Consider the following 19,971-nt stretch of genomic DNA (forward strand, 5'->3'; position numbering starts at 1 on the left):
CGTCACTCCGCAGCGGCCGCCATGTTGACGATGCCGAGGCACTTTTCAAGCGAGGCGCGCTCGATGCCGGCATAGTGTGCGAACTCGTCGAGGACGGTCGCGCCCAGATCGCGCTCGAACATCACCTGGTTGGGGCTTGCGACGAAATCCTGCGTCGCGTCGTCGCCGAGGTTGGACTGGAAGATGCCCGCGGCGCTGACCGGCAGGAAGTCCTCGTAAACGATCGGATCGAACTGGATAAGCCCCGCCTCGATCGCGGTTTCTAGGTCGGCGCTGCGGCCGGTAACGGACTGGCCCTTCTTCGTCAGCGCGTAACGGAAATAGCCGAGGCCGGCCTTGCGGATACCGTCCCAGGTATCCGGGAACGCCTTGAAGACATCGGCAAGGGCAGCTTCGTATTCGGCGGCATTGGAGCCGTCGGCGGCCGGGCGCACGCGGGCGCGGGTGTCGTTCAGGAGCTTGTCATAGAGCGCGCGGCCCTTCGGGGTCAGCGCCACGCCGCGCTGTTCGATCTCGCCGAAGCGGGCGGTGTGCGAGCCCTCCTGCCAGCCGCCATCGGCGCCGATGAAGGAGACGGCCTCTTCAAGCGCCTTGAAGGAAGTCTGGCGCAGCAGGATCGAGCAGTTGCGGGTCGGCGGGCCCTCGACGATGGCCTTGGGCGCGATGCCTTCTTGCGGCATGCGGGCCTGTACCTTGTCGATATCCAGCGTGCGCGGCGTGAGGTGATTGATATGCGGGCCCTTGAAGGAGACGACGTCGGCGATCAGGCGATGCGCATCATGCAGCCGCTTGTACATGTCGGTGCTGACGATGGCATGGTCGTGCCAGCGGAAGGTTTCCAGCACTTCAGCCACGAAACGAGCGGCGTCGGCTGTATCTAGGCCCCCGTCACGCTCGGCCTTTTCGACCAGCCGGACGGCTTCGTCGGTGAAAATCCTGCGCGCGGCGAGCACGTTGGCCGCTTCCCGGCGCAAGGCCTCGTCGGCGATCAGGTCGAGACGCAGAAGCGAAGTGAAGACGCGGAACGGATTGCGGCTCAGGCTTTCTGCGCCGACCGGCCGGAAGGCGGTGGAGTGAACCGGCACGCCGGCCGTCGACAGGTCGTAGTAGCCGACCGGGAACATGCCCATGACGGCAAAGACGCGGCGCATCATGGAAAGCTCTTCCGGCGTACCGAGGCGGATGGCGCCGTGGCGTTCCTCGGAGATGCGGTCGAGTGAATCGGTCGCTTCCAGGCGATCCCTCAAATGCGGATCGGCGGCGAGCGTCTCGTCGTTGACCCTGGCGACCAGCGCCATCAGCGTGCCATAGGCCGGCACCTCGTCACGATACATGGCCGACATGGCGGCGGAGAAGTCCGAGCGGATCGTGTCCGCGGAAAGGATCGAATTTGCCTTCATGGGAAGCTGTCTCATCTGTTTGACGCGATTCCGGACGGAAAACCGTTTCACACTTTTCCTGGAATTGCTGTACAAGGTGGGAGGCCCTGTTCATTCTCAAAACGGATCATACCGGATCGTTTCCTTGAGTGATTGCGACCGTTCTGACTATGTTGATGCGAGGAATGAATGAAGCTCAGTCGAAGGCTGATCCCTGACGTCACCACGCTGCAGGCGTTCGAATGTGCCGCGCGCCATGGCTCGTTCACGCAGGCCGCGCATGAGCTGAACCTTACGCAGAGCGCCGTCAGCCGCCAGATCAAGGATTTGGAGGAGCAGCTCGGCGTCCTGCTCTTCGAGCGCGTGCGCCAGCGCGTGGTGCTGTCGGATGACGGGCGGCGCTTCCTGCCGGAAGTGCGCAAGCTGCTCCACCAGACGGAAGAGACCATGCTGCGCGCCATGGCGTCTGCGTCGTCGGAACACAGCCTCGCCATCGCGACCCTGCCCACCTTCGGCAGCCGCTGGCTGACGCCGCGCATTCCCGGTTTCCTTGCCCAGCATCCCGGCACAATCATCAACATCGCCTCGCGCTCGGCGCCGTTCGATTTCGACGAGGAGAATTTCGACCTCGCGATCCATTACGGCCAGCCCGTCTGGGCGCGCGCCTCCTGCTCCTATCTGTGCAGCGAGATCATCCTGCCGGCGGCAAGTCCGGATCTCCTGAAGTCCTGGGCCCCGTCGGAGCCGAAGGATCTGGAAACGGCGCCGCTGCTGCATCTCGCCACCCGGCCGAAGCTGTGGGCGCAATGGTTCGAACTGAACGGCGGATCGGCCGACACCGCCTATCGCGGCCACCGCTTCGACCAGTTTTCGATGGTCATCGAATCCGCCGTGGCCGGCCTCGGCTTCGCGCTCCTGCCGAAATACCTGATCGAGCAGGAGCTTGCGAGCGGCCGCCTCGCCGTCGTCTTCGACCGGCCGATGGAGACGGAGAACAGCTATTATCTCGTGGTGCCGGAGGGCAAGCTGGAAAACCCGCTCAGCCAGGCTTTCCGGGCCTGGATCGCCGGGCAAGTGCCGGCCTGAAACCCTGCCGGCATCATGCGGCGGGGGCATGACCCGGTTCGCAATTTTTGCTTTAGTGGCGGAGCGGCATGGTCGATGCTGTGCGCACAATCCTCCTTGTGAAAAGACACACCACCATGCTCAATGATCCGCGCTCCCATGGCCTCTGGGAGATGACCGCCCCGCCCGCCCCCGACACCGTCGCCTTCTCGGGAAAGGCGGAAGCGGATGTCGTTATCGTCGGTGGCGGCTATACCGGGTTTTCCGCAGCACTCCATCTCGCTGAACGCGGCACACGGGTCATCCTGCTGGAAGGCGCGGAGGTCGGTTATGGTGGGTCGGGCCGCAATGTCGGCCTCGTCAATGCCGGCATGTGGGTGATGCCCGACGAGCTGCCGGGCGTGCTCGGCGATCTCTACGGCAGCCGCCTGCTGGACGTGCTCGGCAACGCGCCGCGCCTGGTTTTCGATCTCGTCGAAAAGCATGGGATCGACTGCGAGATCAATCCGGCCGGCACGCTGCACTGTGCCGTCGGCCAGTCCGGCCTCGACGAGCTGAAGCAGCGCGCCGAGCAATGGGCGCGGCGCGGCGCACCGGTGCGGCTGCTCGATGCGGCGGAGACGGCGACGAAGGTCGGCACCGGCGCCTATGCCGGCGCCCTGCTCGACATGCGCGCGGGCACGATCCAGCCGCTTGCCTATGCCCGCGGCCTCGCCCGCTCCGCCATCGCGGCCGGCGCGCAGGTGTTTACCGGCAGTCCGGTGACAGGTGCGGAGCGCAACGGCACGCGCTGGACGGTGAAGACGCCGCGCGGCGACGTGACGGCTGACTGGGTGATCGTGGCGACCAATGCCTACACCGCCTCCCCCTGGAACGTCGTGCGCACGGAACTCGTGCATCTTCCCTACTTCAACTTCGCCACGGTGCCGCTGTCAGCCGAAATGCAGGCGAAGATCCTGCCGGAGCGCCAGGGCGCCTGGGATACCAAGGAGGTGCTCTCCTCCTTCCGGTTCGACAAGCGCGGCCGCCTGGTTTTCGGCAGCGTCGGCGCACTGCGTGGTACCGGGCTCGGCATCCACAAGGCTTGGGCGCGCCGGTCGCTGAAGAAGCTGTTTCCTGACATCGGTGACGTCGCCTTCGAGGCGGAGTGGTACGGCAAGATCGGCATGACCGCCGACAACCTGCCGCGCTTCCACCGGTTGGCCGAAAATGTCGTCGGCTTCTCCGGTTATAACGGCCGCGGCATCGCGCCGGGCACCGTTTTCGGCCGCACGCTGGCCGAGCTCGTGTCCGGCCGCATTGCTGAGGCCGACCTGCCGCTACCGGTCACCGACCCGCAGGCCCAGTCCTTCCGGTCAGTGCGCGAGGGTTATTACGAACTCGGCGCCCAGATTGCGCATTTTGCTAGTGCACGGTTCTAGAGACGCCTCAAGACAAAACGCCCGGCCGAAGCCGGGCGTTTTGCATTCTTGAGTTGGCCTCAGTGCTGCTTTGCCGGAAGGCGCGGCAGGAAGATCGTCAGGATGCCGAGAAGCGGCAGATACGAGCAGATCTGGTAGACGAAGTTGATGCCGTGGCTGTCGGCGACGCCGCCGAGCAGAGCCGCACCCAGGCCGCCGGCGCCGAAGGCGAAGCCGAAGAAGATGCCGGCGATCATGCCGACGCGGCCCGGCACCAGTTCCTGCGCGAAGACGACGATGTTGGAGAAGGCCGAGGAGAAGATCAGGCCGATCAGCACCGTCAGCGCGCCCGTCCAGAACAGATTGGCATAGGGCAGCATCAGCGCGAAGGGGATGACGCCGAGGATCGAGAACCAGATCACGAAGCGCGTGCCGAAGCGGTCGCCGATCGGCCCGCCCATGAAGACGCCCAGCGCAGAGGCACCGAGGAACAGGAACAGCATCAGCTGCGCCTGCTGCACGTCGAGACCGAAACGGCCGATCGTGTAAAAGGTGAAGTAGCTCGAAATACTGGCGAGATAGGCATTCTTAGTGGTGGTCAGCAGCACCAGGACGGCAAGCGCCCAGGCGACGCGTCCGCGCGGCAGCGGCAGTTCGCGGCTGGCGGCAGGACGGCCCGCCGCAAGGCGGCGCTCCCCGGCATACCAGTTGCCGACCCATGTCAGGATCGCCATGCCGAGCAGGGCGACGACTGAAAACCACGCAACGCTGGACTGGCCGAAGGGCAGCACGATGAAGGCGGCGAGCAACGGGCCCAGTGCTGTGCCGGCATTGCCGCCGACCTGGAACATCGACTGCGCCAATCCGTGACGACCGCCCGATGCGAGGCGCGCGACACGCGAGGATTCCGGATGGAAGATCGCGGAACCGAGCCCGATCAGGCAGGCGCCGAAGACCAGCACGGGGAAAGAATGCGCATAGGCCAGCATGATCAGGCCGCAAAAGGTGCTGCCCATGCCGACCGGCAGCGAGAACGGCATCGGCCAGCGGTCCGTCACGATCCCGACGGCCGGCTGCAGGAGCGAGGCGGTGACCTGGAAGGCCAGCGTCAGAAGGCCGATCTGCATGAAGTCGAGCGCATAGTTCGCCTTCAGGAGCGGGTAGAGCGACGTCAGAAGCGACTGCATGATGTCGTTCAGCATGTGGCAGGCGCTGACGGCAATGATGATGGAATAGGACGTGGTGGCGACGCTGCGGGGCGCCGCGGGGACGACAGTCGACATTTTTTCCTCGAAGTTTCGACCCGGACAGGCTTTTTCTTGCTGAATTACAAGTATTGCCTGCGGCCTGCTTTCGTGCTGAGGTCCATTTCTTACGCGATTGGGCCAAAGATGGAAAAACTCACGGAATCCCGTCTCAAGACGCTGCATGAAGAGCATGTTCGCAACCTTGCCCGCATGGAGCAGTCGAACGAGGACGTTCTGGTGCATAGCACCGATGTTCCGGGGGGCTACACGGTTCCGCCGCATCATCATCGCCGCACGCAGTTCCTGTGCGTCTTCTCGGGTGTCGTGCTGGTTGCGACGGATCGCGGCCGCTGGATGATCCCGCCGGGCCATGCGCTGCTCATCCCGCGCGGGCTGGAGCATTCCGTCGAGATGTATTCGGATGTCAGCATGCGCTCGGTCTACATCTACTCGCCCGAGGGCCGCGCGGCGGCGCGCGAACCCGTCGTGCTGGAGGTGACCGATCTTGCGCGCCAGCTCATCGCCGAAGCGTTGCGCAAGGGGGCGGTGGCGGAAGATCGCAGGCGGGGCGAACTGGTGATGGCCTTGCTGGTCGATGAGATCGGGCGCCTTCAGGAACGCCGGCTTGGCCTGCCTTTTCCGGCGAGCGGCCGGCTTGCCGGACTTTGCCGCGATTTCGTCACGCAGCCCTCGCCCGCTGCCAAGATCGACGACTGGGCGCGTCGTCTCAACATGAGCCGGCGCACTTTCACGCGCTTCTTCCGGCAGGAGATGGGCATAAGCTTCGTGACCTGGCGCCAGCAGGCCTGCCTTTTTGCCTGCCTGCCGCGCCTTGCCGCCGGCGAGCCGGTAACTCGGGTGGCGCTCGATGCAGGCTATGAAAGCGTGCCGGCCTTCACCACCATGTTCAGGCGCATGCTGGGGGCCGCGCCCCGCGCTTATCTAACGAGCCGCGAGGCGGCGTAGCGTCTCAAAAAGACTGACAAAGGACGTGATCGGGGGGCTGTTTTCCGCCGGCTTTTGGGATTAGGAAGGGCTGCGGGACCCAAACCGGGCCGCAAACCGGGAGCGCTGGCCGCACGGGGGACGGTGAATGAAAAAGATATCGGTCATCGGCATCGGCGCGGGCAACCCCGAGCACATGACCATTCAGGCCATCAATACGCTGAACCGGGCAGATGTGTTGCTCATCCCGCTGAAGGGGGATGAGAAGGCCTTCCTGGCCGATGCGCGCCGCGACATCTGCGCGCGTTTCCTGACCAATTCCGCCTGCCGCATCCTGGATTATGCCGTACCGGTGCGCAATGCCGACGGCGCCTATGAAGATGGCGTGCGCGACTGGCATCAAGCCATCGCCGCCATCTACGAGCGCACCCTCCTGAATGAACTCGGCGACGATGAGACCCTCGGCCTGCTCGTCTGGGGCGATCCAATGCTCTACGACAGCACGTTGCGCATCGTCGATCACGTGCGCGCCTCCGGCCGCGTCGCCTTCGAGATGGAGGTCATTCCGGGCATCACAAGCGTGCAGGCGCTCTGTGCCGGCCATGGCATCGCGCTCAACCGTATCGGCCTGCCCGTCGAGATCACCACCGGCCGCCGTCTGGCGGAGGGCTGGCCGGCGGCGACGCGCGATGCGCTCGTCATGCTGGATGGTGTGCAGGCCTTCAACACGGTGAACGACCCCGAGGCGGAAATCTGGTGGGGCGCCTATCTCGGCACACCGCACGAGATCCTGCTGTCAGGCCGGCTCGCCGACATGGCCGAGACGATCACGCAGACTAGGACCAGGGCGCGTGCCGAACACGGCTGGATCATGGATACCTACCTGATCCGCCGGCCGGTGACCGATGCCGGGGAGGACGCAGCATGACGGCAGCGTCCCACCGCATCGACACCAATACGTTGCGCCGCGGTGCATGCCCCTCGATTACCGCGCCCATGCAGACCGGCGACGGCCTTCTGGTGCGCCTTCGCCCGGTCTCAGCGGCGCTGAGCGCGCAGGACCTTCTTGCGCTTGCGGACATTGCCCGCCGGCATGGCAACGGGCTTATCGAAATCACGGCACGGGGCAATATCCAGTTGCGGGGCCTCACCGATGCATCGGTGCCGCGCCTTGCCGCCGATCTTGCTGCCGCCGGTATAGAGACCAGAACCGGCGTTGCCGTTGAGGTCCCGCCGCTTTCCGGCGTGGACCCGTCCGAAATCGCCGATGCCACGCCGATAGCGGATGCCTTGCGCAACGCTATCGCGGCTGCTGCGCTCACACTTGCGCCCAAGCTTGCCATCGTCGTGGATGGCGGCGGCGTGCTGTCGCTTTCCGATATGGTCGCCGATATCCGGCTCGACGCTATCGAGACAAATGAAGGCGCCCTCTGGCGTCTGGCCATCGGTGGTGATCGCGAAACGACGCGTTCTGTTGCTCTTCTGCCTTCGGATGCCGTTATCGACGGCACGATGGCCGTCGTTTCGGCGCTGGCTGCCGCCGGTCCGGCGACCCGTGGCCGCGATCTGGACGTCCCGACCCTGAGCGCCAATCTTTCCGAGGGGGACAAGGGGCAGGAGGCGATTTCCTGGTTCAAATCCGGCCCGCGGCATCCGGTCGGCAAACACCATATCGGCGGTCGTCTGGTTCTGGGTGTCGCGCCCGCCTATGGGCAGGTGCATGCGGATCGCCTCGCCGCCCTTGTCCAAAGCCTCTCGGCCTGCGGCGCCATGGAATTTTGTCTTGCGCCGCACCGCACGCTTCTGGTGTGCGGGCTTTCGGAAGAAGGGCTGGCCGCTGCACAAGGGGCGGCCGAGCGCGAAGGCTTCTGGTGCACGGACAAGGCGCCGGGGCGTTCCGTCTCGATCTGCGCCGGAGCTGCGGGCTGCGCATCCGCAAGCTTCGATACGCATGCCGCTGCCGATGCCGTGGTGGCCCACGCCGCCGGCCTGCTCGATGGCTCCGTCGATATCCATATTTCCGGCTGCCCCAAGGGTTGCGCTCATCCGGCGCGCGCTGCCGTCACGCTGTGCGGCACGGCCGATGGCGTCGGCCTTGTCCTCAACGGCAAGGCATCCGATCCGGCGCTGGCAACCGTTCCCGCTGACGGCTTCGTGCCGGCGATCCAGCGTCTCGGCGCCCTGTTGCGCAATCGCCGTGCCGAAAGCGAGACGGCAAAAAGCCTTCTCGATCGCACGGCGCCCGATACTATCGTTTCCGCATATCAAGGCCACCAATGACTGAGTATGACTACATCAAGGATGGCACGGCCATCTATGAGAAATCCTTTGCGATCATCCGTTCGGAGGCTGATCTTGCACGCTTTTCCGAGGCGGAGGCCGATGTCGCGGTGCGCATGATCCATGCCGCCGGCCTCGTCGAGGCGGCGCAGCATTTCGTCTTTTCGCCGGATTTCGTGTCTTCCGCACGGGCCGCCCTTCAGGCCGGCGCCCCGATCTTCTGCGATGCCGAAATGGTGGCCCGCGGCGTGACCGCCGCCCGCCTGCCTGCCGGCAACGACGTCATCTGCACCCTTCGCGATCCGCGCACGCCGGAACTGGCAGGCGAGACCGGCAACACCCGCTCGGCCGCCGCCATACGGCTCTGGCTGGACCGCATGGCCGGCTCGGTCGTTGCTATCGGCAATGCGCCCACGGCGCTGTTCTACCTGCTGGAATTGCTGCGCGACGGCGCGCCGAAACCGGCGGCCATTCTCGGCATGCCGGTCGGCTTCGTCGGCGCGGCGGAATCGAAGGATGCGCTTGCTGAAAACTCCTACGGCGTGCCCTTCGCCATCGTGCGCGGTCGCCTCGGCGGCAGCGCAATGACGGCCGCCGCCCTCAATTCGCTGGCGAGGCCGGGCCTATGAGCACCATGACCGGACGACTGTATGGCGTGGGCACGGGACCGGGTGACCCGGAACTGCTGACGCTGAAAGCGGTGCGGGCGATCGGCGAGGCGGATGTTCTCGCCTATTTCGCCAAGGCCGGCCGGTCCGGCAACGGGCGCGCCATCGTCGAGGGGATGCTGAAGCCGGGCATGACGGAGCTGCCGCTCTACTATCCCGTGACGACGGAAATCCACAAGGACCACGACGACTACAAGGGCCAGATCACCGGGTTCTACGATGCATCGGCCGAAGCGGTGGCGACGCATCTTGCGGCGGGCCGCACGGTCGCGATCCTCTCGGAGGGTGACCCGATGTTCTACGGCTCCTACATGCATCTGCATGTGCGGCTGGCCCATCGTTTCCCGACGGAGGTCATTCCCGGCATCACGGCCATGTCCGGCTGCTGGTCGCTGTCCGGCCTGCCGATCGTGCAGGGCGACGACGTGCTGTCCGTTCTGCCGGGCACGATGGCAGAGGGCGAGCTGGAGCGCCGGCTGGTCGATACGCAGGCCGCCGTCATCATGAAGGTCGGCCGAAACCTCCCAAAAATCCGCCGCGCGCTGGCGAGTGCCGGACGCCTCGCCGAGGCCGTCTACGTCGAGCGCGGCACCACGCCGTCGAGCATGTCCATTCGCCTTTCGGAAAAACTCGACGACACCGCGCCCTATTTTTCGCTGGTGCTCGTGCCCGGCTGGGGCGGCCGGGCATGACAGGCAAGCTCTTCGTGATCGGCACGGGGCCTGGCAATCCCGACCAGATGACGCCGGAAGCGCTGCGAGCGGTGGAGGCCTCCAGTGAATTCTTCGGTTATTTTCCGTATATCGACCGCCTGAACCTCAGGCCAGACCAGATCAAGGTCGCGTCCGACAACCGCGAGGAGCTGAACCGCGCGCAGGCGGCGCTCATGCGGGCAGCCGACGGCGTGAATGTCTGCGTCGTCTCCGGCGGCGATCCCGGCGTCTTCGCCATGGCGGCGGCGGTCTGCGAAGCGATCGATGCCGGGCCGGCGGAATGGAAGACGGTCGACCTCGTCGTCGTTCCCGGCGTCACGGCCATGCTGGCGGTCGCCGCCCGCATCGGCGCGCCGCTCGGGCATGATTTCTGTGCGATCTCGCTGTCCGACAATCTCAAGCCGTGGGAGATTATCGAGAAGCGGCTCAGGCTGGTCAGTGAGGCGGGCCTCGTCATCGCGCTCTACAATCCGATCAGCAAGGCGCGGCCGTGGCAGCTCGGCAAGGCCTTCGAAATCCTGCGCGAGACGCTGCCGGCCGAAACGCCCGTCGTCTTCGGCCGCGCGGCGGGTCGTCCCGACGAGCGCATGCTGGTCATGCCGCTGGGGGAAGCCGAGGCCGATCGCGCCGACATGGCGACCTGCGTGGTCATCGGCTCGCCGGAGACGCGCGTCATCGCCCGTCCCGGCCTGCCTGATCTCGTCTATACGCCGCGTTTCCTCAGGGACGAGAGCAGATGATCGGCCAGCCGCTCCGCTTCCTCGGCCGTTCCGGCGCGATGCCCGTCATCGCCCGCCGCCCGCTCCACGAGCACGACGGGCAGGCCCAGAATGCGCGCGGCGACGATCTTGCCGTGGGTGGCCTCGCCGCCGGAATTCTTGCTGACGATAACCTCAATCCGGTGTTCGCGAAGAAGAGCGACCTCGTCTTCCACCGCGAAAGGACCGCGGGCCAGCAGGTATTCGACCTGCGGCGCATCGAGCGGCGGATCGACGGGATCGACGCTGCGCACGAGATAGCGGTGCTGCGGCGCGGTATCGAAAACCTTGGCTTCCTGCCGTCCAATGGCGAGGAACACGCGGCGGGGGTCTTTTCCGAGCGCGGTGACAGCGTCCGCCATCGTGGCGACACGCGTCCATCGGTCGCCGTCCGTTTCGTCCCAGCCACGTCGCTCCAGACGCAGCAGCGGAATGCCGGTCTGGCGGCTTGCGGCGCGGGCATTGGCGGAAATCTGCCGGGCGAAGGGATGCGTGGCGTCGATCAGGAGATCGATCGCCTGCGCGCTGAGATAGTCGATGAGGCCGGCAACGCCGCCGAAGCCACCGCTGCGCACCGGTACGGGCTGCCGGGCGGGATCGATCGTGCGGCCGGCAAGCGAGAGCGTCACGGCGAGATCGTTGCGTGTTACCAGGCGCGCCGCAAGCTCGCGGGCTTCGGTCGTTCCGCCCAGTATGAGGATGCGTCTCTTGTCCACGCCTGATCCGACCCTTTCGACGGCCGCCCCGTGGCTTTCCATCGTCGGGATCGGCGAGGATGGTCTAGCGGGTCTGGGCGACGAGGCCAAGGCCGCCATCGCGACCGCGACAGTGGTTTTCGGCGGTGCGCGGCATCTGGAACTCGCCGGCAGCGCCATCAGCGGCGAGCGGCAGAGCTGGCTCAGCCCGTTCGAACGGTCGGTCGAGGCGGTGCTTGCCGCGCGCGGCCGCCCGGTCGTCGTGCTCGCTTCAGGCGATCCCTTCTTCTACGGCGTCGGCGTCACGCTGTCGCGCCGCATTCCGCGCGCGGAAATGCGGGTCTTCCCCGCGCCTTCCGCCTTCAGCCTGGCGGCCTCGCGCATGGGCTGGGCCTTGCAGGACACGGTGTGCGTTTCCCTGCACGGCCGCCCCGTCGACCTCATTCGCCCCCATCTGCATCCGGGCGCACGCATCCTGGCGCTGACGTCGGACAGCGACGGGCCGGCTGCGCTGGCCGCCCTCCTTGCCGGGAGCGGCTTTGGCAGATCGACATTCACGGTTCTGGAGGCGCTTGGCGGGACGCGCGAACGTGTCAGCCATCACATGGCCGGGCAGTTCGCGCTCGCGGGCGCGGATATGCTCAATGTCTGCGCAGTCGAAATCGTGGCAGCCCGCGATGCGCGCATTCTGCCTTATACGCCCGGGCTGGACGACGCGCTCTTCGAGCATGACGGGCAGATCACCAAGCATGAGGTTCGCGCGCTGACGTTGTCGGCGCTGGCGCCGCGCCGGGGTGAACTTCTGTGGGATATCGGCGCAGGATCGGGCTCGATCGGCATCGAATGGATGCTGGCCGATCCGTCGCTCCGCGCCATCGCCATTGAAGGCCATGCCGAGCGCGCCGCCCGCATCCGTCGCAACGCCGGAAAATTCGGCGTGCCGGGGCTTACCGTCGTCGAAGGCATGGCGCCGGATGCGCTGGCCGGGCTCACCGCGCCGGATGCCGTTTTCATCGGCGGCGGCGGCAGTGAGGCCGGGGTTATGGATGCGGCGATTGCAGGGCTGAAGCCGGGCGGGCGGCTTGTCGCCAATGCGGTGACGACGGAAATGGAGGCCGTGCTGCTTGCGCAGCATGCCCGGCGCGGCGGATCGCTCATCCGCATCGATATCGCGCGCGCGTCGCCCGTCGGGCAGATGACGGGCTGGCGGCCGGCCATGCCGGTCACGCAATGGCGCTGGGTAAAACCGGCCGAACAATCCGAGGATCAGAGATGACCGTTCACTTCATCGGCGCCGGACCGGGTGCCGCCGACCTCATCACCGTGCGCGGCCGCGATCTCATCGGCAAATGTCCTGTTTGCCTCTATGCCGGCTCCATCGTGTCGCCGGAGCTGCTGCAATACTGCCCGCCCGGCGCGCGCATCGTCGATACCGCACCGATGTCGCTGGACGAGATCGAGGCGGAATATCTCAAGGCGGCGGAGGCCGGTGAGGACGTGGCGCGGCTCCATTCCGGCGACCTTTCGGTCTGGAGCGCGGTCGCCGAGCAGATCCGCCGGCTGGAGAAGCACGGGCTTGCCTATACGATGACGCCCGGCGTGCCGTCCTTCGCGGCGGCTGCGGCTGCACTCGGCCGCGAGCTCACCATTCCCGCCGTCGCCCAGAGCCTGGTGCTCACCCGCGTTTCGGGCCGCGCATCGCCCATGCCGAACCGCGAGACGTTGCAGGGTTTCGGCGCGACCGGCGCGACACTCGCCATTCACCTTGCCATCCACGCGCTCGACCAGGTGGTGACGGAACTGACGCCGCTCTACGGTGCCGATTGCCCGGTGGCGATCGTGGTGAAGGCCTCCTGGCCGGATGAGCGCGTGGTGCGCGGCACGCTTGCCGACATCGCCGCCAAGGTGGCGCAGGAACCGATCGAACGCACGGCACTCATCTTCGTCGGCCGGTCGCTCGGCGCGGAGGATTTCCGCGAAAGTTCGCTCTACGATCCGGCCTACCAGCGCCGGTTCCGCGGCCGCGGGGATTAAAGCATGGCCTCGAAGGCGAGGGAGGCCTTGGAGCGATAGCGCTCCTTGTGTCGTAGAAGACGGAAAGCGCGCCCGGGCAGGTCGAAGGCGATACGCACGAGCCGTCCCGCCCTCAGATCGTCCTGCACGACGAACTCCGACACCGCCGTCAGCACCCCGCCGGCCAGAACGGCGGCGCGCACCGCCTCGTTGGACGGAAGCGACAGCGCTATATCGAGTGCTGCCTCGTCGATTACGGAGGTGAATGCGCTGCGTGTGCCGGAGCCGGGTTCGCGCAGCACCCAGCGGGCCTTTTCCAGATCCTCCGCTTCGACGGCCTTGCCTGCGAGCGGATGCCCAGCCGGCGCGACGATGAACATCCGGTCATGCGCCACGATGCGCTGCGAGAGGGCGGGGTGATCCACCTCGCCTTCGATCAGGCCCAGTTCCGCCCGTCCGTCGAGAACCGCATCCGCCACCTGCTGCGTGTTTCCGCTGCCGATCTGCAGGCCTATGGCCGGATAGGTCGCGTGGAAGCGCATCAGGATCGGCGGCAGCCAGTAGCCGCCGACCGTCTGGCTGGCTGACAAGGCGAGCGCGCCGCGCTTCAATTCGCCGACCTCGCGCAGGAAAAGCTGCGTGCTTTCGGCGCGCGCCAGCGTGTCGATCGCTTCCGGCAGAAAAGTGCGGCCGGTATCGGTCAGCTCGATGCGCCGACCGGTCCGGTGAAACAGCCCGATGCCATAACGCTCCTCCAGCCCGCGGATCGCCGAGCTGACGGCCGAAGGCGTCAGATGCAGCGCCTCGGCGGCCTGCGTGAGATGTTCGCGCTCCGCCACGGCGACGAAGATGCGCAGCTGCTCCAGCGTCATCATCTGTTCGATCCAATCGAATGAAACATGCAATATTTATCGATGGATCGAACGCTTGCGCAAGCGCATCGTTCAACCATGGAAAATATACCCAACAAACGGCGACGGATTGGAATAAAGACGATCGTGCCGGGCGTGGTGTTGTCTGTCATCGTGTCGGCGCTTGCCGTGCTTGCCGAGAGGGTGGAACTTCAGCTGACGGGCGGAGCCTGGGTCGAGGCGCTCGTGCTGGCGATCCTGGTCGGCGCAGTCTGTCGTCTTTTTCTGCGCCGGCCGGATATTTTTGAACCGGGCATTGCCTTTACCGCGAAGTATTTTCTTGAAGTGGCCATCGTGCTGCTCGGCGCAAGTGTCAGTGCCGCTGCGATTGCCGGCATGGGATGGATGCTGATCGGTGCCATCGCGGCCGTTGTGAGCGTGGCGTTGATCGCGAGCTATGGAATCGGCCGCGGGCTGGGGCTGCCCAAGCGTGTGGCGCTGCTGGTCGCCTGCGGCAACTCGATCTGCGGTAATTCCGCCATCGCGGCGACGGCGCCGGTCATCCGGGCCGATGCCGAGGAGGTCGCTTCCTCCATCGCCTTCACCGCCGTGCTCGGCATGGTGACGGTGCTGCTGCTGCCCGTGCTGGTGCCGCTGCTCGGCCTGTCGGCGACCGGATACGGCGTGATGGCGGGCATGACGGTCTATGCCGTGCCGCAGGTGCTGGCCGCCACGGCGCCGGTTTCCGCGCTCAGCATCCAGATCGGCACCTTCGTCAAGCTCGTGCGGGTTCTGATGCTCGGTCCCGTCATTTTCCTGCTGTCGCTCGCCGTGGGCAGGGCGATGGGCGGGCGGCTGGCGGTTCACCGGCTGGTGCCGTGGTTCATCCTGGGTTTTCTGGCTATGCTGGCCGCCCGCAGCCTCGGTTTCATCGGTGCCGGGCTGGCAGAGGCCATGGGTCTTGCCGCAACCGTGTTGACCATCCTGTCCATGGCGGCACTCGGGCTGGGCATCGATCTCCGGCGCGTCATGCGCGCCGGACCGCGTGTGACGGCGGCGGTCGTCCTGTCGCTCGCCGTTCTGATTGTTGCCAGCTACGTGATGGTGCTTCTCCTGAACCTCGCGACGGCCTGAGCTGTTTCAGGCCGCGTTCTCGCGGGCAGCCACCGGCACGTAGTTCAGCACCGGACCAAGCCAGCGTTCCACCTCGGAAACCGACATGTCCTTGCGGCGGGCGTAGTCCTCCACCTGGTCGCGCTCTACCTTGGCGACGCCGAAATAGTAGCTTTCGGGCGACGCGATGTAGAGGCCCGAGACGGAGGAGCCGGGCCACATGGCGTAGCTTTCCGTCAGCTCGACACCGATCTGCTTTCCCGCATCGAGAAGGCGGAAGAGCGTCGTCTTTTCGGTGTGGTCCGGCTGGGCGGGATAGCCCGGCGCCGGACGGATGCCGGCATAGGGCTCGCCGATGAGGTCCGTGGGCGCAAAGGTATCGTCCGGCGCATAGCCCCAGAGTTCCTTGCGCACCACCTCGTGCATGCGCTCGGCGAAGGCTTCGGCAAAGCGGTCGGCCAGCGCCTTGACGAGGATCGAGTTGTAATCGTCGTTTGCCCGCTCGAAACGCTCGGCAATGGCGATCTCACCTATGCCGGCCGTCACGACAAAGCCGCCGAGATAGTCGGGCTTACCGCTGTCGACGGGGGCGACGAAATCGGAGAGCGCCACGTTCGGCCGGCCATCACGCTTGGAAAGCTGCTGGCGCAGCGTGAAGAAGGTCGCGAGCTCCTCGTCGCGCGCCTCGTTCGTGAAGAGCCTGATGTCGTCGCCCACGGTGCCGGCCGGCCAGAAGCCGACGACGGCCTTCGGCGTGAACCACTTTTCAGCGATGATCTTTTCCAGCATCGCCTGCGCATCCGCAAACAGCTGACGGGCGGCCGGGCCCTGCTTCTCGTCGTCGAGGATTTTCGGATAGACGCCCTTCAGCTCCCAGGTCTGGAAGAACGGCGTCCAGTCGATGTAGCGGGCGAGGTCCGCCAGGTCCCAATCCTGCCAGACGCGCGTACCGAGGAAGGAGGGTGTTTTTGGCTGGTAGGCCGGCCAGTCGGCCCTGAAGGCGTTGTCGCGCGCCTTGCCGATCGGCAGGCGCTGCTTTTCGGCTTCGTTGCGTGCATGGGCGTCTGCGACCTTGCGGTACTCCGCCTTCAGCGTCTCGACGTAACCCGGCTTCATGTCGGCCGAGAGCAGGCTGCCGACGACACCGACGGCGCGGCTGGCATCGGTGACGTAGACGGTCTGGCCGCGGTCGTAGCGCGGGTGGATCTTGACGGCGGTGTGCACGCGGCTCGTCGTCGCCCCGCCGATAAGGAGGGGGATGTCGAAGCCCTCGCGCTCCATTTCGGCGGCGACATGCACCATCTCGTCGAGCGAGGGGGTGATCAGGCCGGAGAGGCCGATGATATCGACCTTCTCGGCCTTTGCCGTCTCGAGGATCTTCGTCGCGGGCACCATGACACCGAGATCGATGATCTCGTAATTGTTGCAGGCGAGCACGACGCCGACGATGTTCTTGCCGATATCGTGCACATCGCCCTTGACGGTCGCCATCAGGATCTTGCCCGCGCTCTGGCGCTCGCCGCTGCCGCCGTTTGCGAGCTTTTCGGCCTCCATGTACGGCAGCAGCACGGCGACGGCCTGCTTCATCACCCGGGCGGACTTCACGACCTGTGGCAGGAACATCTTGCCTGCGCCGAACAGGTCGCCGACGACGTTCATGCCGGCCATCAGCGGGCCCTCAATGACATGCAGCGGGCGCTCGGCATTCTGGCGCGCCTCTTCGGTATCTTCTTCGACGAATTCGGTGATGCCGTTGACCAGCGCATGTTCCAGCCGCTTCTCGACCGGCCATTCGCGCCAGGCGAGATCGCGCTCCTTGGCTTCCTTGCCGGCCGCGCCCTTGAAACGTTCGGCGATGTCGAGCAGCCGCTCGGTGGCGGTGCCGCCGGCCTTCGGCTGACGGTTCAGCACCACATCCTCGCAGGCTTCGCGCAGATCGGCTTCGATCGTGTCGTAGACGGCGAGCTGGCCGGCGTTCACGATGCCCATATCCATGCCCGCCTGGATGGCGTGGTAGAGGAAGACCGCGTGCATCGCTTCGCGCACCGGCTCGTTGCCGCGGAACGAGAAGGAGAGGTTGGAGACGCCGCCCGAGATATGAACATGGGGCAGCGTGCGGGTGATCTCGGCGGTCGCCTCGATGAAGTCGACGCCGTAGTTGTCGTGCTCCTCGATGCCTGTCGCCACCGCGAAGATGTTGGGGTCGAAGACGATATCCTCGGGTGGGAGGCCGGCAACCTCCGTCAGCAGCTTATAGGCCCGTGTGCAGATTTCCACCTTGCGTGCCTTGGTATCGGCCTGTCCGGTTTCGTCGAAGGCCATCACGACGACGGCCGCACCATAGGCGCGCACGAGCCTGGCGTGGTGCAGGAAGGCTTCCTCGCCTTCCTTCAGCGAAATGGAATTGACCAGCGGCTTGCCCTGCACGCATTTCAGGCCGGCCTCGATCACCTCCCATTTCGAACTGTCGATCATCAGTGGAACGCGGGCGATATCCGGCTCGGCGGCGATGAGGTTTACATATTCCGTCATGGCGCGGGCGGAATCGATCAGGCCCTCGTCCATGTTGATGTCGATGATCTGCGCGCCGTTCGCGACCTGGTCTCGCGCCACGTCGAGTGCTGCCGCATAATCGCCGGCGGTAATCAGCTTGCGGAATTTCGCCGAACCGGTGACGTTGGTGCGCTCGCCGACATTCACGAAGGGGATGGCCTCGGTCAGCGTAAACGGTTCGAGGCCGGACAGCCGCATATGACGCGGGATATCCGGGATTTCGCGGGGCGCATGGCGCGCGGCGGCAGCGGCAATGGCGCGGATATGGTCCGGCGTCGAGCCGCAGCAGCCGCCGACGATGTTGACCAGCCCTTCGCGCATGAAGCCTTCGATCTGCGCGGCCATTTCCTCCGGCGTCTCGTCATACTGGCCGAAGGCGTTGGGCAGGCCGGCATTGGGATAGGCGCAGACAAACGTCTGCGCGACGGCCGAAATCTCGGCGAGATGGGCGCGCATGGCATTGGCGCCGAGCGCGCAGTTCAGGCCGATGGAGAAAGGATCGGCGTGGCGCACGGAGTTCCAGAAGGCCTCCGGCGTCTGGCCGGAGAGCGTGCGGCCGGAAAGATCGGTGATCGTGCCCGATATCATGACAGGCAGGTGGATGCCCTTTTCCTCATAAACCTCGCGGGTGGCGAAGATCGCGGCCTTGGCGTTCAGCGTGTCGAAGATCGTCTCGATCAGGATGATGTCGGCGCCGCCATCGATGAGGCCGCGCACCTGCTCGGCATAGGCGATGCGCAGATCGTCGAAGGTCACGGCGCGGTAGCCGGGATTGTTGACGTCGGGCGAGATCGAGGCTGTACGGTTGGTCGGCCCCAGCGCGCCGGCGACGAAACGGCGCTTGCCGTCCTTCTGCTCGGCGCGCAGGCCCGCGCGGCGGGCGAGGCGGGCGCCGTCGCGGTTCAACTCATAGACCATGTCCTCCATGCCATAATCGGCCTGGGCGATGGTGGTGGAGGAAAACGTGTTGGTCTCGAGAATATCGGCGCCGGCGAGCGCATAGCGGTAATGGATGTCCTCGATGGCACCCGGCTGGGTCAGCGTCAGGAGGTCGTTGTTGCCCTGCTGGTGGCAGGCGCAGTCGCCGAAGCGATCGCCGCGGAAATCATCTTCCACCAGCTTCAGCGTCTGGATTTCCGTGCCCATCGCGCCGTCGAGCACGAGAATGCGCTCGCGGGCGGCAGCCTTGAGGGCAGCAAGGACTTCGCTTCCGTCGCGCGGCGGCTGTTCAGGGCCGAACAGGTCGTCCAGGTGGGAATTGGCCATGGGAGAACCCTCCGGTACTTTCATTCAGTATCGGAGATCACATAAAGATATCTTTATGTCAACATATGTTTCGTGTGCTTGCCTAGTGCAGCGGTCCGTCCGCGCCGGCCAGCGATGTAAACAAGGCCTTCAGCCGTGCGATGTCGGGATCGGTATTGTCCAGCCGTGCGAGTTTCTGCACTTCCTTCAGCGCTTCGGCCGGGAGGTCCGCGCCGCGCGGCTGCCAGAGAAGCCAGGAAATGAACACGGATTCCGGCTTGCCGGTGCCCGACGCCTGATTTTCGGTGAGTTGAAACATGTCTTCCCCAATCGGATAATTGGGGGATGGCCGGACGCACGCTGCTGGTGGCCACTGTGTGCCATTGCAAGCGCACCCTTGGGACACCCCGCCCAGGTCGTTACAGGTATCAGGGCAGGTCTCCTGGCTTGCGGGTCGTTGCGTCTGTCTGGCCTTCCCGGTGCGTGACACCAGTGGCGCGGAGCGACAGACGCTCGCCGTTCACAGTTGCGGGGGCAGCGCCGGTCTTGATGCGCAGGTCTTTGTTCCCTGCGGCTTCGCACCGGCTTCCCTCTTAGCCTCCGACCGTTCCCGATTCGGAAGACCCTGACGCCGGCAACCTCGCGCTCCCCGGGTCTCGAGTCAATGGCGGGCGGTTTGCATTCGGGCGGGAACCTTTTTTATCCCCCGCGCATTGTTGGTCCGCCTGCACCTCGCGCGGGCTCGCCTCATGTTCAGGATGAGCGATTCACCAAAACCGCAAATGAGGGTCCATGCTGCGCCATCCCGCCCTGTTGACAGGTTGCAAGTCTCTGTCCTTACGGCTAAAAAATGCCGTTTTCATGCACCACGCGGCGTGGATGTTAAACAGCGTGTCGCTTCAGCCAAAATCGCATTCGGAACGCCATGAGGGCGAGGTCGGGTGCCATGGCTGATCGCGACAGCAGAATGAAGCCCGCCCGCGAAAGACAATCCGGCGCAACGGCCGTTGCCGGGTGGCTCAACATGGCCGGTTCCAGAATCAGAA

Annotated in this window: 17 protein-coding genes and 1 riboswitch; of the genes, 11 read left to right on the forward strand and 6 right to left on the reverse strand. The window is 65.6% G+C overall.

From position 1 onward, the window contains the following. Positions 1 to 2: 2 nt before the first annotated feature. Entirely contained in the window at positions 3 to 1,400 is a 1,398-nt protein-coding gene (locus MNR02_RS00835) for a VOC family protein (protein ID WP_241947748.1), read from the reverse strand. Between the two features lie 168 nt (positions 1,401 to 1,568). Between MNR02_RS00835 and MNR02_RS00840 the strand changes: the two genes are divergently transcribed. Both MNR02_RS00840 and MNR02_RS00845 read left to right on the forward strand, forming a co-directional pair. Further along, the gene (locus MNR02_RS00840) at positions 1,569 to 2,465 is read left to right on the forward strand and encodes a LysR family transcriptional regulator (protein ID WP_160871780.1); all 897 of its coding nucleotides are present in this window, start codon (positions 1,569 to 1,571) and stop codon (positions 2,463 to 2,465) included. Positions 2,466 to 2,581: 116 nt separating this feature from the next. Continuing rightward, a complete protein-coding gene (locus tag MNR02_RS00845) occupies positions 2,582 to 3,865 on the forward strand; it encodes an FAD-binding oxidoreductase (protein WP_241947749.1) in 1,284 nt (427 codons plus the stop codon). A gap of 59 nt (positions 3,866 to 3,924) precedes the next feature. On the opposite strand, the gene MNR02_RS00850 is transcribed toward MNR02_RS00845, so the two are convergent. Continuing rightward, entirely contained in the window at positions 3,925 to 5,127 is a 1,203-nt protein-coding gene (locus MNR02_RS00850; protein ID WP_241600947.1) for an MFS transporter, read from the reverse strand. Between the two features lie 108 nt (positions 5,128 to 5,235). Between MNR02_RS00850 and MNR02_RS00855 the strand changes: the two genes are divergently transcribed. From MNR02_RS00855 to MNR02_RS00880, 6 genes are all read left to right on the forward strand, one after another. After that, positions 5,236 to 6,057: a helix-turn-helix domain-containing protein gene (locus MNR02_RS00855; RefSeq protein ID WP_241600948.1), complete on the forward strand. Its 822-nt coding sequence runs from the start codon at positions 5,236 to 5,238 to the stop codon at positions 6,055 to 6,057. A gap of 127 nt (positions 6,058 to 6,184) precedes the next feature. Continuing rightward, positions 6,185 to 6,964 carry a precorrin-6A synthase (deacetylating) gene (cobF, locus tag MNR02_RS00860; RefSeq protein WP_241947750.1) on the forward strand — a complete coding sequence of 260 codons (780 nt, stop codon included), beginning with the start codon at positions 6,185 to 6,187 and terminating at the stop codon, positions 6,962 to 6,964. Further along, the gene (gene cobG / locus MNR02_RS00865) at positions 6,961 to 8,316 is read left to right on the forward strand and encodes a precorrin-3B synthase (RefSeq protein ID WP_241947751.1); all 1,356 of its coding nucleotides are present in this window, start codon (positions 6,961 to 6,963) and stop codon (positions 8,314 to 8,316) included. Before cobF ends, cobG begins: the two co-directional genes overlap by 4 nt. Continuing rightward, positions 8,313 to 8,945: a precorrin-8X methylmutase gene (locus MNR02_RS00870; RefSeq protein ID WP_241947752.1), complete on the forward strand. Its 633-nt coding sequence runs from the start codon at positions 8,313 to 8,315 to the stop codon at positions 8,943 to 8,945. Before cobG ends, MNR02_RS00870 begins: the two co-directional genes overlap by 4 nt. Next, positions 8,942 to 9,676, forward strand: a complete 735-nt coding sequence (locus MNR02_RS00875) for a precorrin-2 C(20)-methyltransferase (protein WP_241600952.1) — start codon at positions 8,942 to 8,944, stop codon at positions 9,674 to 9,676. Before MNR02_RS00870 ends, MNR02_RS00875 begins: the two co-directional genes overlap by 4 nt. Further along, entirely contained in the window at positions 9,673 to 10,437 is a 765-nt protein-coding gene (locus MNR02_RS00880; protein WP_241600953.1) for a precorrin-3B C(17)-methyltransferase, read from the forward strand. Before MNR02_RS00875 ends, MNR02_RS00880 begins: the two co-directional genes overlap by 4 nt. On the opposite strand, the gene MNR02_RS00885 is transcribed toward MNR02_RS00880, so the two are convergent. Next, complete coding sequence (locus tag MNR02_RS00885) at positions 10,401 to 11,171, reverse strand: cobalt-precorrin-6A reductase (protein WP_241947753.1); 771 nt, start codon at positions 11,169 to 11,171, stop codon at positions 10,401 to 10,403. The genes MNR02_RS00880 and MNR02_RS00885 overlap by 37 nt on opposite strands. Here MNR02_RS00885 and cbiE point away from each other — a divergent pair. Together cbiE and cobM are read left to right on the forward strand one after the other, a co-directional pair. Further along, positions 11,155 to 12,426, forward strand: coding sequence for a precorrin-6y C5,15-methyltransferase (decarboxylating) subunit CbiE (gene cbiE / locus MNR02_RS00890; protein WP_241947754.1), 1,272 nt, complete (start codon positions 11,155 to 11,157; stop codon positions 12,424 to 12,426). The genes MNR02_RS00885 and cbiE overlap by 17 nt on opposite strands. Further along, positions 12,423 to 13,184: a precorrin-4 C(11)-methyltransferase gene (cobM, locus tag MNR02_RS00895; RefSeq protein ID WP_241600956.1), complete on the forward strand. Its 762-nt coding sequence runs from the start codon at positions 12,423 to 12,425 to the stop codon at positions 13,182 to 13,184. The genes cbiE and cobM overlap by 4 nt, the downstream gene beginning before the upstream one ends. On the opposite strand, the gene MNR02_RS00900 is transcribed toward cobM, so the two are convergent. Beyond that, complete coding sequence (locus MNR02_RS00900; protein ID WP_241948914.1) at positions 13,181 to 14,035, reverse strand: LysR substrate-binding domain-containing protein; 855 nt, start codon at positions 14,033 to 14,035, stop codon at positions 13,181 to 13,183. The genes cobM and MNR02_RS00900 overlap by 4 nt on opposite strands. Before the next feature lie 78 nt (positions 14,036 to 14,113). On the opposite strand from MNR02_RS00900, the gene MNR02_RS00905 reads away from it, so the two are divergent. After that, positions 14,114 to 15,148 carry a YeiH family protein gene (locus MNR02_RS00905; RefSeq protein ID WP_241947755.1) on the forward strand — a complete coding sequence of 345 codons (1,035 nt, stop codon included), beginning with the start codon at positions 14,114 to 14,116 and terminating at the stop codon, positions 15,146 to 15,148. 6 nt (positions 15,149 to 15,154) lie between these two features. Here the strand turns inward: MNR02_RS00905 and metH are convergent, their stop codons facing one another. Further along, a complete protein-coding gene (gene metH, locus MNR02_RS00910; protein WP_241947756.1) occupies positions 15,155 to 18,946 on the reverse strand; it encodes a methionine synthase in 3,792 nt (1,263 codons plus the stop codon). Between the two features lie 82 nt (positions 18,947 to 19,028). Next, the gene (locus MNR02_RS00915) at positions 19,029 to 19,244 is read right to left on the reverse strand and encodes a hypothetical protein (RefSeq protein ID WP_241947757.1); all 216 of its coding nucleotides are present in this window, start codon (positions 19,242 to 19,244) and stop codon (positions 19,029 to 19,031) included. Between the two features lie 95 nt (positions 19,245 to 19,339). Continuing rightward, positions 19,340 to 19,568, reverse strand: a riboswitch (cobalamin riboswitch). Positions 19,569 to 19,971: the final 403 nt, after the last annotated feature.

The organism is Shinella sp. H4-D48, from assembly GCF_022637395.1.
Lineage (GTDB): Bacteria > Pseudomonadota > Alphaproteobacteria > Rhizobiales > Rhizobiaceae > Shinella > Shinella sedimenti.